Here is a 16,020-nt window from a genome sequence, read left to right as displayed (position 1 = left end):
TGGCACGTTGCGACGGATGTAGCAGCAACGGTCTCGGCTAGTAAATGCAGATCTTCGGCGTGGACCAGGGCCAGCGCAGGCTTCGCCAGCGGCTACAAGTGATCTGCGTAGCAGCTGCCGCCAGGCTGCGTCTGGACCCAAACCCGTTCGTCCAAGAACACTGCGGCCGCCAGCCGGCCACACCCAGGGCGTGCAGCCAAAAAAAACCCGTCACAAGCGACGGGTTTTTTCATGAGACAGGCAAGCTTACGGGTTGGACGTACCGCTCAATGCCAAATCCATCAACTCGCGGTTCGCCACGGCGTACATGGCGTAATCGGTGCCGGTGGCGGCCTTCAGCTCTTCAAGCATGGCGCGCCAGCGCACTACCATGTTCTTGTGCTGCTCGATCCACAATTCGACCCGCGCGTCCATGTCAGCCGGGGCGTCGGCCATCTGCAGCACGGAGATGGTGATCGCCCGCTGCTGGAAGTCGATGTCGTCACGGAACGCCTCGCGGGCCAGGGCCTGCCAGTTGTTTTCCACGGGCAGGCTACTGATCTGCTGCAGGTACCAGTTAAGGTCCAGGGAACTGCCCACGGCGAAGAACGCCTTGGCCACTTCCGCGGCGTTGTGGCCGGTGACGTCCGAGGCCTCGATGATCGGCAGCAGCGTGTACAGGTGGCTGGTGCCCGCCACCATGCGCGCCAGCAGCTCCGGCACGCCGGCTTCGACGTAACCCTGGTAGCGGGTCTGCCACACCTCACGGGTCGGGCCCTCCAGCAGCTCGTCCAGCTTCAGCCCCAGGGCAGCGATGTGCGGCCCGAAATGGGCCACGTCGCGACCAGCGTCCTGCTCGTTGCGGCGGCTGCGCAGGAACCAGCGCGTGGCACGGCGGCCCAGGCGCATCAGCTCATCCATCAGCGCCAGCTGCACCTCGGCGGCCACCTGGTAGTCCAGCGCCTCGATCTGGCGGAACCAGTGCGGCAGGTGGAAGATGTCGCGCACGATCACATAGGCACCGGCGACGTTGGCCGGGCTCATGCCGGTGGACTCCTTCAGCCGCTGCACGAAGGTGATGCCCATGTTGTTGACCAGGTCGTTGGCGATCTGGGTGCTGACGATCTCGCGTTTCAGGCGGTGGCGGCGCATGGGCTCGGCGTATTTGCTGACCAGCGACGGCGGGAACGCGGTTTCCATGTCGCGGGTCAGGTAGTCGTCGTCCGGCACCTGGGACTTGAGCAGGGCTTCCTTGAGGTCGATCTTGCTGTAGGAAATCAGCACCGACAGCTCGGCCCGGGTCAGGCCCTGATTGTTCGCCACGCGCTCCACCAGCTGCTCCTCGGACGGCAGGAACTCGATGGCGCGGTCCAGCTTGCCGCGGCTTTCCAGGTCGGCCATCAGCCGCTTGTACTCGGCCAGGCGCTCGTAGGCACGGCGCGCGGCCAGGGACAGGGCCTGGGTCTGCTTGTAGTTGTTGCCCAGCACCAGGTGGCCGACCTCGTCGGTCATGCTGCCCAGCAGCAGGTTGCGCTGCTTCTCGGTCATGTCGCCGGCCTGCACCGCTTCGTTGAGCAGGATCTTGATGTTGACCTCGTGGTCGGAGCAGTCAACACCGCCGGCGTTGTCGATGAAGTCGGTGTTGGTGGCGCCGCCCAGCAGGCCGAACTCCACGCGGCCCAGCTGGGTCATGCCGAGGTTGCCGCCCTCGCCCACCACCTTGCAGCGCAGCTCGTTGCCGTTCACGCGCAGAGCGTCGTTGGCCTTGTCACCCACATCGGCATGGGACTCGCTGCTGGCCTTGACGTAGGTGCCGATGCCGCCGTTCCACAGCAGGTCTACCGGCGCCTTCAGCAGGGCGTTCAGCAGTTCGGTAGGCGTCAGTTTGTCGGCCTGGATGTCGAAGCGTTGCTTCATCTGCGGGCTGATGGCGATGCTCTTGGCGCTGCGCGGGAAGATGCCGCCGCCCTCTGACATGATCGCCGTGTTGTAGTCGCTCCAGGCCGAGCGCGGCAGGTCGAACAGCCTCTGGCGCTCGGCGAAGCTGCTGGCCGGGTCCGGGTTGGGGTCGATGAAGATGTGCAGGTGGTTGAACGCTGCCACCAGCTGCAGTTTGTCGGACATCAGCAGGCCGTTGCCGAACACGTCGCCGGCCATGTCGCCGATGCCGATCACCGTGGTCACGTCCTGTTGCACGTTGATGCCGCGCTCGCGGAAGTGGCGCTGCACGCCCACCCATGCGCCCTTGGCGGTAATGCCCATCTTCTTGTGGTCGTAGCCGGCCGAACCACCCGAGGCAAAGGCGTCGCCCAGCCAGAAGCCGTAGTCGATGGCGATGCCGTTGGCGATGTCGGAGAAGGTCGCGGTGCCCTTGTCGGCGGCCACCACCAGGTAGGGGTCATCGTCGTCGTGGCGCACCACGTTGGCCGGTGGCACCACGCCGCCGTCCTTGAGGTTGTCGGTAATGTCCAGCAGGCCCGAGATGAACAGGCGATAGCAGGCGATGCCTTCGGCCTGGATATCGTCACGGCTGCCGCCCAAAGGCAGGCGCCGCGGCAGGAAGCCGCCCTTGGCGCCCACCGGCACAATCACCGAGTTCTTCACCTGCTGGGCTTTTACCAGGCCCAGCACTTCGGTGCGGAAGTCTTCCTCACGGTCCGACCAACGCAAGCCGCCGCGGGCGACGTTGCCGAAGCGCAGGTGCACGCCTTCCACCCGTGGGCAGTAGACGAAAATCTCGAACTTGGGCACCGGCTTGGGCAGCTCGGGAATCAGCTTGGGGTTGAACTTGAAGCTGAAGTACGACTTGGCGTTGCCGTTGGCATCCGGCTGGTAGAAGTTGGTGCGCAGGGTGGCCTTGATCAGGTCCAGGTAGCGCCGCAGGATGCGGTCCTCGTTAAGCACCTGCACGTCGTCCAGGGCGCTGAGAATGGCTTGCTCCAGGCGCTGCTGCTTGTCGTCGAGGTCTTCGCCGGTGAGCTTGCGCGCCAGGTAGAACCGCGTCTTGAACAGCCGGGTCAGTTCGCGGGCAATGTCGGTGTGGTTGTTCAGGGTGCTGGCGATGTAGCCGAGGTCGAAGCCCAGGCGGATCTGCTTCAGGTAGCGGGCGTAGGCCCGCAGCAGCGCCACGTCGCGCCATGGCAGGCCGGCAGTCAGCACCAGGCGGTTGAAGGCGTCGTTCTCGGCGTCGCCCTGCACGATGTGCACGAAGGCGTCCTGCAGGGTGTCGTTGAGCTGCTGGATATCCAGGTCCAGGCCTTCGGCGGCGGTAAAGGCGAAGTCATGAATCCAGAACTCGCGGCCGTTGGTGTGGCGCAGGCGGTACGGGAACTCGCCCAGCACGCGCAGGCCGAGGTTTTCCAGGATCGGCAGCACGTCGGACAGCGCCAGCGGCGTGTCGGCGTGGTAGAGCTTGCAGTGCAGCTGCTGTTTGCCGGTCTGCGCCAGCGGCTGGTAGAAGCTCATCACCAGCGGGCGCTTGTCGTTCAGGGCCAGCAGGTGCTGCATGTCGACCACCGCCGAATGCGCGGCGAAACGCTCGCGGTAGCCGGCCGGGAAACCTTTCGGGAAGTCTGCCAGCACGTTAGTGCCGTGGGCCTCGCCAAACGCCTCGACGGTGAGGCTGGCGTAGTCGTCCTGCCAGGAACGGCAGGCCTGCACCACTTCGTTTTCCAATTGCAGCGGGTCGATGTCGATGCGGTTTTTCGGGTCCACGCGCAGAATCAACTGCACACGCGCCAGCACCGATTCCGAGAAGAACGTCCAGAACTCGCAGTCGCTGGCCTTGAGGCGGTCCATCAGCACCTGCTGGATTTTCTGCCGCACCTCGGTGGAATAGACGTCACGCGGTACGTAGGCCAGGCAGTAGCAGAAGCGCCCGTAAGGGTCCTTGCGTAGGAACACGCGGATCTTGTTGCGCTCTTGGATCTGCACGATCGACATCACCGTGGTGAACAGCTCGTCCACCGGGGTCTGGAACAGGTCGTCGCGCGGCAGCACCTCCACCACCTGGGCCAGTTCCTTGCCCAGGTGCGCCTTGGGGTCAAAGCCCGAACGGCGCTCTATCTCGGCAACCTTGCGGCGAATGTAGGGGATATGGTGGACACTTTCGCCATACACCGTGGAGGTGTACAGGCCCATGAAACGGCATTCCTTGATCACCCGGCCATCGGCGTCCAACTGGCGCACCGAAACGTAGTCGGGGTAGGCCGGACGGTGCACGCGGCTGGGGTGCGCGGCCTTGGCGAAGGACAGCAGCAGCGGTTCATTCAGGTAATTGACGGCGTAGTCTTCTATGCGCAGGTCATCGGCGCTCAAGCCGGCGCGCAGCAGGCGGGTAAGGCCCAGGAACGAGCTCTCGTCGTACACCAGGTGGCCGCCATCGGCGTCATTGGCCACCACGAATTCTTCATAGCCCAGGAAGGTGAAGTGGTTGGCCACCAGCCATTCCAGGAAAGTCTTGACCTCGGCCTTCTCGTCTTCAGCCACCGCGTAGGGGCTCTGGTCCACCAGTTGCAGCACTTCGCGGACCTTGGCTTTCATCGGCTCGAAATCGGCCACGGCCACCCGCACTTCCACCAGCACCTGCTCCAGCTCCTTGGCCAGAAGCTTGAGCTCGGCGGCGTTGGCGCAGCGATCGATCTCCAGGTACATCAGCGATTCCTGCAGCACACCGTCGCCATGGGTGCCCTTGGGCAACAGCTCAAGCAAGCTGCCATCGGCGCCGCGGCGCACGCTGAGCACGGTGGTCTGCAGGGTGTGGATGCTGTAGCCGCGACGGTTGAGCTCGGTGCGCACCGAGTCCACCAGGAACGGCAGGTCGTGGTGCAGCACCTCGACCGCGGTGTGGGTGGATTGCCAGCCGTGGCGTTCGTAGTCGGGGTTGTAGACCCGCACCTGGGGCTGGGCGTGGTCGAACCGCTCCAGCAGGCGCCAGGCCGAGAGGGTGCAGCCGGCCAGGTCGCTCAGGCGGCGCTGGGTGAGTTCGTCCAATGAGATGATGCCGAAGAACTGATCAGCGAACAGCGCTACTTGTGGCAGGGCCTGTTCACTAACGTGCTGCGCCAGGGCCGCTTTCAGTTGTTGCTGGAAGTCGGCTTTGCTGGCTGCGGTGAAGAACGCCATCTGTGGTACTCCGCTTGGGCTTGTTTTTGAATGAAGCGTCGCGTGTATTCCCCTGTTGGGATCAACCATAGCCAACCCGCTGCAACAGGGGAGGAAAATCCGGTGTTCAAGGCCAGCCGGAAACCGGGCAGGGCCGGCCTTGCCCGGCGAAGAAACGGACCGGCCAGTACATTGGACGTTGCATTGGCGGCCCTGTTTCAACTGCCCAGCTTAACCAGTGCCTTGCGCCAGATACTTGCGGGGCTGCGACATATTCGGTCAATGAGGAGTTGTCGTACGAGATACACAGGGCGTTGCACACACAGGTTTCTGATTCGACGCAAACAGTGTCAGAATCCCTGCCTGCCCACTAACCTTGGTAACAAACATGCAATTTCAAGCCAGCCAGTTGATGGTCAACCCGTGCGACGACGAAGAAGACAACATGGCCCTGCTGTGCTGCCATGATGAAAAGGGCGGCATGATCCTGATCACGCGCCTGGCCGAGGACAAGGACGTGGAGTTCACCCTGGGCGAGGAAGACCCCTGCTACGTCCGTGACTTCAAGGTAACCCTGGACGACAAGACGCTGACATTCGAGCTGGCCGCCGACGACGCCGACGTATTGAACGGTGACGTGGAACTGGTGATCAACTATGACAGCAGCCAGGTAGACCTGCCGGAAGTCGAAGAGACCCTGCGCAACATCCTCGACGGCACCGGCACCTACGTCAGCCATATCGCCCGCTGATTCGCGTCACAGGAGCGCGCCATGACCCGCCAGGTATTCGACGCTCACTGCCACATCATCGACCCGCGGTTCCCGCTGGTCGCCAATGATGGCTACCTGCCCCCCACCTACACGGTGGACGAGTACCTGGCCCAGGCCACGCCGCTGGGCGTGTGCAGTGGTGCGGTGGTGTCGGGGTCGTTCCAGGCGTTCGACCAGCAGTACCTGCTGGACGCCCTGGCCAGGCTGGGCCCCGGCTACGTCGGGGTCACGCAACTGCCCGCCACGGTTAGCGACGACGAACTGCAGCGCCTTGATCGCCATGGCGTACGGGCGCTGCGCTTCAACCTCAAGCGCGGTGGTTCCGAACAACTGGACAAGCTGGAGTCGCTCGCCAAGCGCGTGCACGAACTGCTGGGCTGGCACGCCGAGCTGTACGTCGACTCCCGCGACTTGCACGCACTGGAGGCGCGCCTGTTGCGCCTGCCCGAGGTCAGCATCGACCACCTGGGCCTGAGCCGCGAAGGCTTGCCTACGCTGTTGCGCCTGGCCGAGCGTGGCGTGCGGGTGAAGGCCTGCGGCTTTGGCCGCGTCGACTTCCCCGTGGGGCCTGCCCTGCAGGCGCTGTACGCGGCCAACCCCCATGCACTGATGTTCGGCACCGACCTGCCGTCCACGCGGGCGCCGCGCCCGTTTCAGGTCGATGACCTGGGGCTGGTGGAAGACATGCTGGGGGAAGATGGCGCGCAGATGGTGCTGTGGGGCAATGCGCGGGATTTCTATCGGCTGTGATTTTTGTGGGAGCCGGCTTGCCGGCGAGCTTTTCGGGTTTCAACACCTCGCTGGCAAGCCAGCTCCCACACTCATCAATCGAGCTTCTTGCGGATCCAGTAAAGGTACGTGCCCTCGCCTTCACGGCGCTCCACCAGCTCGTGCCCCAGGAACACGCAGAACTTGGGGATGTCGCGCTGGGTCGACGGGTCGGTGGCAATCACCTTCAGCAAGCCGCCGGCCGGCAGGTCGCGCACGTGCTGGTGCAGCATCATCACCGGCTCCGGGCAATTGAGGCCGGTGGCGTCGAGCACACCATCCACGGCCAGTTCAGCGAGTTCAGACATACAAATCTCCAGAAACGTGCGGGCATTGTCACCCAATGCCCGGGCGCAGGTCATCCCTTGCGGGGCGCCTTCTTGGTCGGGGTGTCCAGGCGGCGAAGGTGGCAGGTCACTTCCTCGCGGTCGTGGTACAGCTGCTTGCAGCCGATTTCCACCTCGATACCGCGGGCCTTGAAGCCATCGGCAATGCGTTCCAGCAGGCGTCGCACCTCGGCGTAACGCAACTTCATGGGCAGCTTGAGGTTCACCACCGCTTCGCGGCAGAGGCCTTCGCCCAGCCAGGTTTCCAGCAGGAACGCGCTGCGTGCCGGCTTCTCGACGATGTCGCAAACCATCCAGTCCACGGTCGGGCGTGGCTTGTAGGTGAAGCCGTCGGCCATCAGGTGGGTGACCAGGCCGGTGTCCATCAGGCTCTGGGCCATCGGGCCGTTGTCGATGGCCGTCACCAGCATGCCGCGGCGCACCAGTTGGTAGGTCCAGCCACCTGGGGCAGCGCCCAGGTCGACGCCGGTCATGTCTTCCGACAGGCGTTCATCCCACTCGTCGCGTGGAATGAAATGGTGCCAGGCCTCTTCCAGCTTCAAGGTTGAGCGGCTGGGCGCCTCGCGGGGGAATTTAAGGCGCGGAATGCCCATGGGCCACATGGCCGAATTGTGCGCCGGGGCCAGGCCCAGGAATACTTCGCGGCCGCTGCGGAACGTCAGCAGCAGGCGCGGCAGGTCGTCGTCTTCCACCAACTTGCCGGCCTTGAGCAGCGCCTTGCGCAGCGGGCCCTCGAATTTGCGACAGAAGGTCGACAATTCCTTGCCGTCGTTGGTATCCAGCACTTCCAGCCACAGACTGCCGCAGGTCGGATAGGCGCCCAAGGCATCCAGCAGGACGCTGATGCGGTCGGTTTCCGGCAGTTCCACGAACGAGCCGCGCGCCCATTGGCGCGGGAAGATCAGGTCACTGAAGTTCACCTCGTCCATCAGCCGCTCAAGGTCGGCCGGTTCGTGGCAGACGAACTCGGCAAAGGCGCTGGCCGGCTTGGCCTTGGCGTAGCCAACCACGTCGAAATACGCGGCCAGTTCGGAAATTTCGGAACAGACTTCGCCTTCGAAGCCCGGCCGGCAGTGCATAAACAGGGTATTCATTAACCACTCCTGGACCGGCGCCCCGACAGTGGGCCGCCGCCATGGCGTGCGCGCCACTGGCACACCGCCGAAATCGGCGCATTCTAAAGGAAGTTCGGAACCGGCACACGCCTGGACAGTCCAGTGTAATGATAGCTAGCTACGCTTTATGCCCTGGGCCCGTGCCGTGCGGACCCTGGTGCCGCCCGCCAAGGAGTGATTTCATGCCCTCGCTTGATAGCCTGAAGACCCTCAAGACCCTGCAGGTCGACGACCGTCAGTACCACTATTTCAGCCTGCCCGAAGCCGCCAAGAGCCTGGGCGCCCTGCAGCAATTGCCCATGTCCCTGAAAGTGCTGCTGGAAAACCTGTTGCGCTGGGAAGACGCCAAGACCGTCACCGGCGACGACCTCAAGGCCCTGGCCGCTTGGCTCAAGGACCGCCGCAGCGACCGCGAGATCCAGTACCGCCCTGCCCGCGTGCTGATGCAGGACTTCACCGGAGTGCCCGCCGTAGTCGACCTGGCTGCCATGCGCGCCGCCGTGGCCAAGGCCGGCAGCGACCCGCAGCGCATCAACCCGCTGTCACCGGTGGACCTGGTGATTGACCACTCGGTGATGGTCGACAAATACGGCGACAACCAGGCCTTCGGTGAAAACGTCGACATCGAGATGCAGCGCAACGGCGAGCGCTATGCCTTCCTGCGCTGGGGCCAGAGCGCCTTCGACAACTTCAGCGTGGTGCCGCCGGGCACCGGCATCTGCCACCAGGTGAACCTGGAATACCTGGGCCGCACCGTGTGGACCAAGGAAGAGGACGGCCGCACCTACGCCTTCCCCGACACCCTGGTGGGCACCGACTCGCACACCACCATGATCAATGGCCTCGGCGTGCTGGGCTGGGGCGTGGGCGGCATCGAGGCCGAGGCGGCCATGCTCGGCCAGCCGGTGTCGATGCTGATTCCCGAGGTGATCGGCTTCAAGCTGACCGGCAAGCTCAAGGAAGGCATCACCGCCACTGACCTGGTGCTGACCGTCACGCAAATGCTGCGCAAGAAAGGCGTAGTGGGCAAATTCGTCGAATTCTACGGCGACGGCCTGGCCGACCTGCCCCTGGCGGACCGTGCCACCATCGCCAACATGGCCCCGGAATACGGCGCCACCTGCGGCTTCTTCCCGGTAGATGAAGTAACGCTGGACTACCTGCGCCTGTCCGGCCGCCCCGACACCACGGTAAAGCTGGTGGAGGCCTACACCAAGGCCCAGGGGCTATGGCGCCTGCCGGGCCAGGAACCGCTGTTCACCGACAGCCTGGCGCTGGACATGGGCACGGTTGAAGCCAGCCTGGCCGGGCCCAAGCGGCCCCAGGACCGGGTGGCACTGCCCAAGGTGGCCCAGGCGTTCTCGGACTTCATCGGCCTGCAACTCAAGCCGTCCAGCAAGGACGAGGGCCGCCTGGAAAGCGAGGGCGGCGGTGGCGTGGCCGTGGGCAACGCAGCCCAGGCCGGCGAGGCGCAGTACAGCTGGCAGGGCCAGACGCACCACCTCAAGGATGGCGCCGTGGTGATCGCCGCCATTACTTCGTGCACCAATACTTCCAACCCCAGCGTGATGATGGCCGCCGGGCTGGTGGCGAAGAAAGCCGTGGAAAAAGGCTTGCAGCGCAAACCCTGGGTGAAGAGTTCGCTGGCCCCCGGTTCGAAAGTGGTGACCGACTATTACAAGGCCGCCGGCCTGACCCAGTACCTGGATGCCCTGGGCTTCGACCTGGTGGGCTACGGTTGCACCACTTGCATCGGCAACTCCGGGCCGCTGGACGAGCCCATCGAGAAGGCCATCCAGCAGGCCGACCTGACCGTGGCCTCGGTGCTGTCGGGCAACCGCAACTTCGAGGGCCGCGTGCACCCGCTGGTGAAAACCAACTGGCTGGCCTCACCGCCGCTGGTGGTGGCCTACGCGTTGGCGGGCAGCGTGCGCATCGACATCAGCAGCGAACCGCTGGGCACCGGCAAGGACGGCAAGCCGGTGTACCTGCGCGACATCTGGCCTAGCCAGCAGGAAATCGCCGACGCGGTAAGCAGCGTCGACACTGCCATGTTCCACAAGGAATACGCTGAGGTATTCGCCGGCGACGCCCAGTGGCAGGCCATCGAGGTGCCGCAGGCCGCGACCTATGTGTGGCAGGACGACTCCACCTACATCCAGCACCCGCCATTCTTCGACGACATTACCGGCGCGCTGAAGCCGGTGGTGGACGTATCGGGCGCCCGCGTGCTGGCCCTGCTGGGCGACTCGGTGACCACCGACCACATCTCCCCCGCCGGCAACATCAAGGCGGACAGCCCCGCCGGCCACTACCTGCGGGACAAGGGCGTAGAGCCGCGCGACTTCAACTCGTACGGCTCGCGCCGGGGCAACCACGAGGTGATGATGCGCGGCACCTTCGCCAACATCCGCATCCGCAACGAAATGCTCAATGGCGAGGAAGGCGGCAACACTTACTACATTCCCACCGGCGAGCGCCTGGCTATCTACGATGCGGCCATGCGCTACCAGGCCGACGGCACGCCGCTGGTGGTCATCGCCGGGCAGGAATACGGCACCGGCTCCAGCCGCGACTGGGCGGCCAAGGGCACTAACCTGCTGGGTGTGAAAGCGGTGATAGCCGAGAGTTTCGAGCGTATTCACCGCTCCAACCTGGTGGGCATGGGCGTGTTGCCGCTGCAGTTCAAGGACGGCCAGAGCCGCAAGACCCTGAAGCTGACCGGGCGCGAAACTCTCGACATCACCGGCCTCACCGGCGCCCAACTACGGCCGCACATGGACTTGAACCTGCGCATCACCCATGAGGACGGCAAGCAGGAAAACGTGACGGTGCTGTGCCGCATCGACACCCTCAATGAGGTGGAGTACTTCAAGGCCGGCGGCATCCTGCACTATGTGCTGCGCCAGCTGATCGCGTCGTGACCCCCTGATCCCGTAGCAGCTGCCGAAGGCGGCGTCTGGCTGCCTGACGCGGCCTGCGGCAGCTGCTACGGCTTAGGCGCGTCTCCCGCTCCATGACGATTGCCGGGGAAATTTAATTTCAATTTTGTGGCGCCGCGGCCGACAACCTGTGAAAGCCTTGCGGAACCCCACAGCCATGCGTAACAACCAGCCTGTCACCCAGCGCGAACGGACTTTTCCTGCCCAGCAGCGCCTGATTTCCACCACCGACGCCAAAGGAATGATCACCTACTGCAATGACGCTTTCGTCGAGATCAGTGGTTTTTCCCGTGAAGAGCTGATTCGCGCGCCGCACAACACCGTGCGCCACCCGGACGTGCCCCAGGCCGTGTTCGAGCACATGTGGGCCACCCTGCGCCAGGGCCAGCCGTGGATGGGCATCGTCAAGAACCGCTGCAAGAACGGCGACTTCTACTGGGTGAACGCCTACGTCACGCCGATCTTCGAGAACAACCAGGTGGTGGGTTACGAGTCGGTACGGGTCAAGCCCAGCGCCGAAATGATCCGCCGCGCTCAGTCGCTGTACGAGCGCCTGAACAACGGCAAATCCGCCGTGCCACAGCGTGACCGCTGGCTGCCGGTGGTGCAGGACTGGCTGCCGTTTATCCTGGTCAGCCAGGTGGGCTTCCTGATCGGCAGTTGGCTGGGCACCTGGTGGGGCTTCGCCGTGGCCGCCCTGCTCTCGGTGCCGCTGGGCCTGGTGGGCCTGAGCTGGCAGCAACGGGGCATCAAGCGCCTGCTGCGCCTGGCCGAGCAGACCACCTCCGACCCGCTGATCGCGCAGATGTACACCGACAGCCGCGGTGCCCAGGCGCGGCTGGAGCTGTCCATCCTCAGCCAGGATGCGCGCCTGAAAACCTGCCTCACCCGCCTGCAGGACACCGCCGAGCACCTCAACGACCAGGCCCGGCAGTCCGACGGCCTGGCCCACCAGAGCTCCGAGGGCCTGGAGCGCCAGCGCGTGGAGACCGAACAAGTGGCCGCTGCGGTCAACCAGATGGCCGCCACTACCCAGGAGGTGGCCAGCCATGTGCAGCGCACCGCCGACGCCACCCAGCAGGCCAACCTGCTCACCAGCCAGGGCCGCGGCATTGCCGGCGAGACCCGCGACGCCATCCAGCGCCTGTCGGTGGTGGTGGGTGAAACCGGCCAGACCGTGACCCAACTGGCCAAGGACAGCGACGAAATCGGCGGCGTGGTTGACGTGATCAAGGGCATTGCCGACCAGACCAACTTGCTGGCGCTGAACGCCGCCATCGAAGCTGCCCGCGCTGGCGAAATGGGCCGCGGGTTCGCCGTGGTCGCCGACGAAGTCCGCCAACTGGCGCAACGCACCAGCGAATCCACCGGGCAGATCCACGCGCTGATTGCCAAGCTGCAGCAAACCGCCGGCGCCGCCGTGCAGACCATGGAAGCCGGCCATCGCCAAGCCGAGGAAGGTGTGGCACGGGTGCTGGAAGCTGACCAGGCGCTGGCGGGCATCAGTGAAGCGGTGGCGCACATCACTGACATGACCACCCAGATCGCGGCAGCCACCGAAGAACAGAGCGCGGTGGCCGAGGAAATCAGCCGCAACATCAGCACCATCGCCGACCTGGCCGACCAGACCAGCGAGCAGGCGCAGAACTCCGCGCTGCTGAGCGAAGAACTGACCCGCACTGCACACAGCCAGTACTCGCTGGTGGAGCGCTTCAACCGCTAAAACTCCCGTAGCAGCGGCCAAAGGCCGCGTCAGGAATCACGCGGTGCCTGCGACGCGGCCTTCGGGCCGCTGCTACGGGGCCCCGTGTACCTCGTAGATCGCGTCGCCTGTATCGCGGCCAAGGCCGGCTCCTACCACGTACGGCGTAGGAGCCGACTTTAGTCGCGATGCAGACGACGCCGTTTCAAGACAATGGATGCCACGGGGCAGCGCAAAAACTGTGTCACCGCCTCCGCCGCCGCCTCGATATGCTGCTCATGGCTGAACCCCGACGCCTTCAACGGCTTCAAGTCATGATCCCCCGCCACCAGCCAGCACAGCTCGATTTTCGCCGACAACAGATAACCCTCCACCGCCGCCCGGTTGCCCAGCGCGTCGCGTTCGCCCTGCACGATCAACGTCGGCGTGGCCAGCCCGGCCAGGTGCTCCACCCGCGGCTTCTCCGGCTTGCCCGCGGCATAGAACGGGTACCCCAGGCACACCAACGCCGCAGCGCCCAACTCGTCCGCCAGCAGGCTGGCCATGCGCCCGCCCATGGATTTGCCGCCAATCGCCAGCGTGCCGGTCACCAGCGGCCGCACCTGGGCGTACACCTCGCGCCAGCACTCCAGCAGCTTGGGCTTGGGGTTGGGCGGGCGCTTGCCGCCGTCGAGGCGGCGCTGCGCCATGTAGGGAAACTCGAAGCGCAGCACGCCTACACCCCTGGCGGCCAGTTGCTCGCTGATGCTGGCCATGAAGCCGCTGTCCATGGGCGCACCGGCGCCGTGGGCGAGTATCAGGCAGGCCACTGGCGCGCCCTGGGGCGCGTTCCACAGCCAACCCCGGGCCTGCGCCAGCGCGGCCAATTGATTCTGGTCAATGCTGCAAGGCTGCGGCTCTTTCATGCTGGTTCCACCGTGAAAAAATAACGGCCGCCATGATGCCACGTCGCCGCCGCCACGCGGCAGCACCCGCGTGCGGTATGTCCACACAGCGACTAAGCTCATAGCGATGAAAACTGGGCTGGTCGGATATGTTTCCGGATGTTCAGAAACCCCTCCACCAGCGACCCCGGCAAAGCCCCCAGTAACGCTGGAAGGCCCGCCAGGTGGACGTCGGAGCGACCGCCAAGAATTGCTAGCGATGATTGCTAGCAACTCTTGCGTCACCCCTTTGCATTCTCCATACTGCGGCCGGTTTATAAATTCAATAACAACACCTGAACCGTGGATGACCCGCTATGAGCACAGTAATCGCTCCGACTGCGTACAACTACAAGGTGGTCCGGCAGTTCGCCATCATGACGGTGGTCTGGGGAATCGTCGGCATGGGCCTGGGGGTGTTCATCGCCTCGCAACTGGTCTGGCCGCAGCTCAACTTCGACCTGCCCTACACCACCTTCGGCCGCCTGCGCCCCCTGCACACCAACCTCGTGATCTTCGCCTTCGGCGGCTGCGCACTGTTTTCCACGTCCTACTACGTGGTGCAACGCACCTGCCAGACGCGGCTGATTTCCGATGGCCTCGCGGCGTTCACGTTCTGGGGCTGGCAGGCGGTGATTGTCAGCGCCATCATCACCCTGCCGCTGGGCTACACCACCACCAAGGAATACGCGGAGCTGGAATGGCCGATCGCCATTCTGCTGGCCATCGTCTGGATCAGCTACGCCATCACCTTCTTCGGCACCATCGTCAAGCGCAACACCAAGCACATCTACGTGGGCAACTGGTTCTACGGCGCATTCATCCTGGTGACGGCGATGCTGCACATCGTCAACCACATCTCGCTGCCGGTAAGCCTGTTCAAGTCGTACTCGGCCTACGCCGGTGCCACCGACGCGATGATCCAATGGTGGTACGGCCACAACGCCGTGGGCTTTTTCCTCACCACCGGCTTCCTCGGCATGATGTATTACTTCGTGCCCAAGCAGGCCGAGCGCCCGATCTACTCCTACCGCCTGTCCATCGTGCACTTCTGGGCGCTGATCACCCTGTACATCTGGGCCGGCCCGCACCACCTGCACTACACCGCCCTGCCCGACTGGGCGCAGTCGCTGGGCATGGTGATGTCGATCATCCTGCTGGCCCCCAGCTGGGGCGGCATGATCAACGGCATGATGACCCTCTCGGGCGCCTGGCATAAGCTGCGCACCGACCCCATCCTGCGCTTCCTGGTGGTGTCGCTGGCCTTCTACGGCATGTCCACCTTCGAAGGCCCGATGATGGCCATCAAGACGGTCAACTCGCTGTCCCACTACACCGACTGGACCATTGGCCACGTGCACGCCGGCGCCCTGGGCTGGGTGGCGATGATCTCCATCGGCGCCGTGTACCACATGATCCCGAAACTGTTCGGCCGCGCGCAGATGCACAGCATCGGCCTGATCAACGCGCACTTCTGGCTAGCCACCATCGGCACCGTGCTGTACATCGCCTCCATGTGGGTGAACGGCATCACCCAAGGGCTGATGTGGCGCGCCATCAACGACGACGGCACGCTCACCTACTCCTTCGTCGAAGCGCTGCAGGCCAGCCACCCCGGCTACATCGTGCGTGCCCTGGGCGGCTCGTTCTTCGCCAGCGGCATGCTGCTGATGGCTTACAACGTGTGGCGCACCGTGCGCGCCTCCACCCCTGAAGAAGCCGAAGCCGCGAGCCAGATCGCCGTCGTGGGGGCCCACTGATGAAACATGAAGTGCTCGAAAAGAACATCGGCCTGCTGGCCTTCTTCATGGTCATCGCCGTGGCCATCGGCGGGCTGACACAGATCGTCCCGCTGTTCTTCCAGGACGTCACCAACAAGCCCATCGAGGGCATGAAGCCGCGCCCGGCCCTGGAGCTGGAGGGCCGCGACGTGTTCATCGCCAACGGCTGCGTGGGCTGCCACTCGCAGATGATCCGGCCGTTCCGCGCCGAAACCGAACGTTACGGCCACTACTCGGTGGCCGGCGAAAGCGTGTGGGACCACCCCTTCCTGTGGGGTTCCAAGCGCACCGGCCCGGACCTTGCCCGCGTGGGCGGGCGTTACTCGGACGACTGGCACCGCGCGCACCTGTACAACCCGCGCAACGTGGTGCCGGAGTCGGTCATGCCAGCCTACCCGTTCCTGGTGGAGCACAAGGTGGACGCCAGCCTGACCGCGAAGAAGATGCAAGTGCTGCGTGAACTGGGCGTGCCCTACACCGACGCCGACATCGCCGGCGCCGAGGCGGCCGTGAAGGGCAAGACCGAAATGGATGCACTGGTGGCCTACCTGCAAGGCCTTGGCACCCTCATCAAGAGCAAACGGTGAC

Annotated in this window: 10 protein-coding genes; 6 read left to right on the top strand and 4 right to left on the bottom strand. The window is 64.6% G+C overall.

Annotated elements, in window-relative coordinates; translation table 11 throughout:
* Positions 1–246: 246 nt before the first annotated feature.
* A complete protein-coding gene (locus AC0SZ7_RS27120) occupies positions 247–5,103 on the bottom strand; it encodes an NAD-glutamate dehydrogenase (RefSeq protein ID WP_475507260.1) in 4,857 nt (1,618 codons plus the stop codon).
* A 367-nt stretch (positions 5,104–5,470) separates the two neighbouring features.
* Between AC0SZ7_RS27120 and AC0SZ7_RS27115 the strand changes: the two genes are divergently transcribed.
* Together AC0SZ7_RS27115 and AC0SZ7_RS27110 are read left to right on the top strand one after the other, a co-directional pair.
* Entirely contained in the window at positions 5,471–5,833 is a 363-nt protein-coding gene (locus tag AC0SZ7_RS27115; protein WP_455923644.1) for a hypothetical protein, read from the top strand.
* 21 nt (positions 5,834–5,854) lie between these two features.
* Positions 5,855–6,604: an amidohydrolase family protein gene (locus AC0SZ7_RS27110; protein ID WP_475507259.1), complete on the top strand. Its 750-nt coding sequence runs from the start codon at positions 5,855–5,857 to the stop codon at positions 6,602–6,604.
* Positions 6,605–6,678: 74 nt separating this feature from the next.
* Here AC0SZ7_RS27110 and tusA read toward each other — a convergent pair whose 3' ends face one another.
* Together tusA and rlmM are read right to left on the bottom strand one after the other, a co-directional pair.
* Entirely contained in the window at positions 6,679–6,930 is a 252-nt protein-coding gene (gene tusA / locus AC0SZ7_RS27105; protein WP_475507258.1) for a sulfurtransferase TusA, read from the bottom strand.
* Between the two features lie 50 nt (positions 6,931–6,980).
* Entirely contained in the window at positions 6,981–8,063 is a 1,083-nt protein-coding gene (rlmM, locus tag AC0SZ7_RS27100) for a 23S rRNA (cytidine(2498)-2'-O)-methyltransferase RlmM (RefSeq protein ID WP_475507257.1), read from the bottom strand.
* Positions 8,064–8,266: 203 nt separating this feature from the next.
* On the opposite strand from rlmM, the gene acnA reads away from it, so the two are divergent.
* Together acnA and AC0SZ7_RS27090 are read left to right on the top strand one after the other, a co-directional pair.
* Positions 8,267–11,008, top strand: a complete 2,742-nt coding sequence (gene acnA, locus AC0SZ7_RS27095; RefSeq protein WP_475507256.1) for an aconitate hydratase AcnA — start codon at positions 8,267–8,269, stop codon at positions 11,006–11,008.
* Between the two features lie 175 nt (positions 11,009–11,183).
* Complete coding sequence (locus tag AC0SZ7_RS27090; protein WP_475507255.1) at positions 11,184–12,749, top strand: methyl-accepting chemotaxis protein; 1,566 nt, start codon at positions 11,184–11,186, stop codon at positions 12,747–12,749.
* Positions 12,750–12,907: 158 nt separating this feature from the next.
* Here the strand turns inward: AC0SZ7_RS27090 and AC0SZ7_RS27085 are convergent, their stop codons facing one another.
* A complete protein-coding gene (locus tag AC0SZ7_RS27085; RefSeq protein WP_475507254.1) occupies positions 12,908–13,633 on the bottom strand; it encodes an alpha/beta family hydrolase in 726 nt (241 codons plus the stop codon).
* A 335-nt stretch (positions 13,634–13,968) separates the two neighbouring features.
* Here AC0SZ7_RS27085 and ccoN point away from each other — a divergent pair, with 335 nt between their 5' ends.
* Both ccoN and ccoO read left to right on the top strand, forming a co-directional pair.
* Positions 13,969–15,411, top strand: coding sequence for a cytochrome-c oxidase, cbb3-type subunit I (gene ccoN, locus AC0SZ7_RS27080; protein WP_475507253.1), 1,443 nt, complete (start codon positions 13,969–13,971; stop codon positions 15,409–15,411).
* Positions 15,411–16,019, top strand: a complete 609-nt coding sequence (gene ccoO / locus AC0SZ7_RS27075) for a cytochrome-c oxidase, cbb3-type subunit II (RefSeq protein WP_475507252.1) — start codon at positions 15,411–15,413, stop codon at positions 16,017–16,019. Before ccoN ends, ccoO begins: the two co-directional genes overlap by 1 nt.
* Position 16,020: the final 1 nt, after the last annotated feature.

Source organism: Pseudomonas sp. JC1203 (genome assembly GCF_056175065.1).
This window is presented reverse-complemented; position numbering and strand designations above follow the sequence as displayed.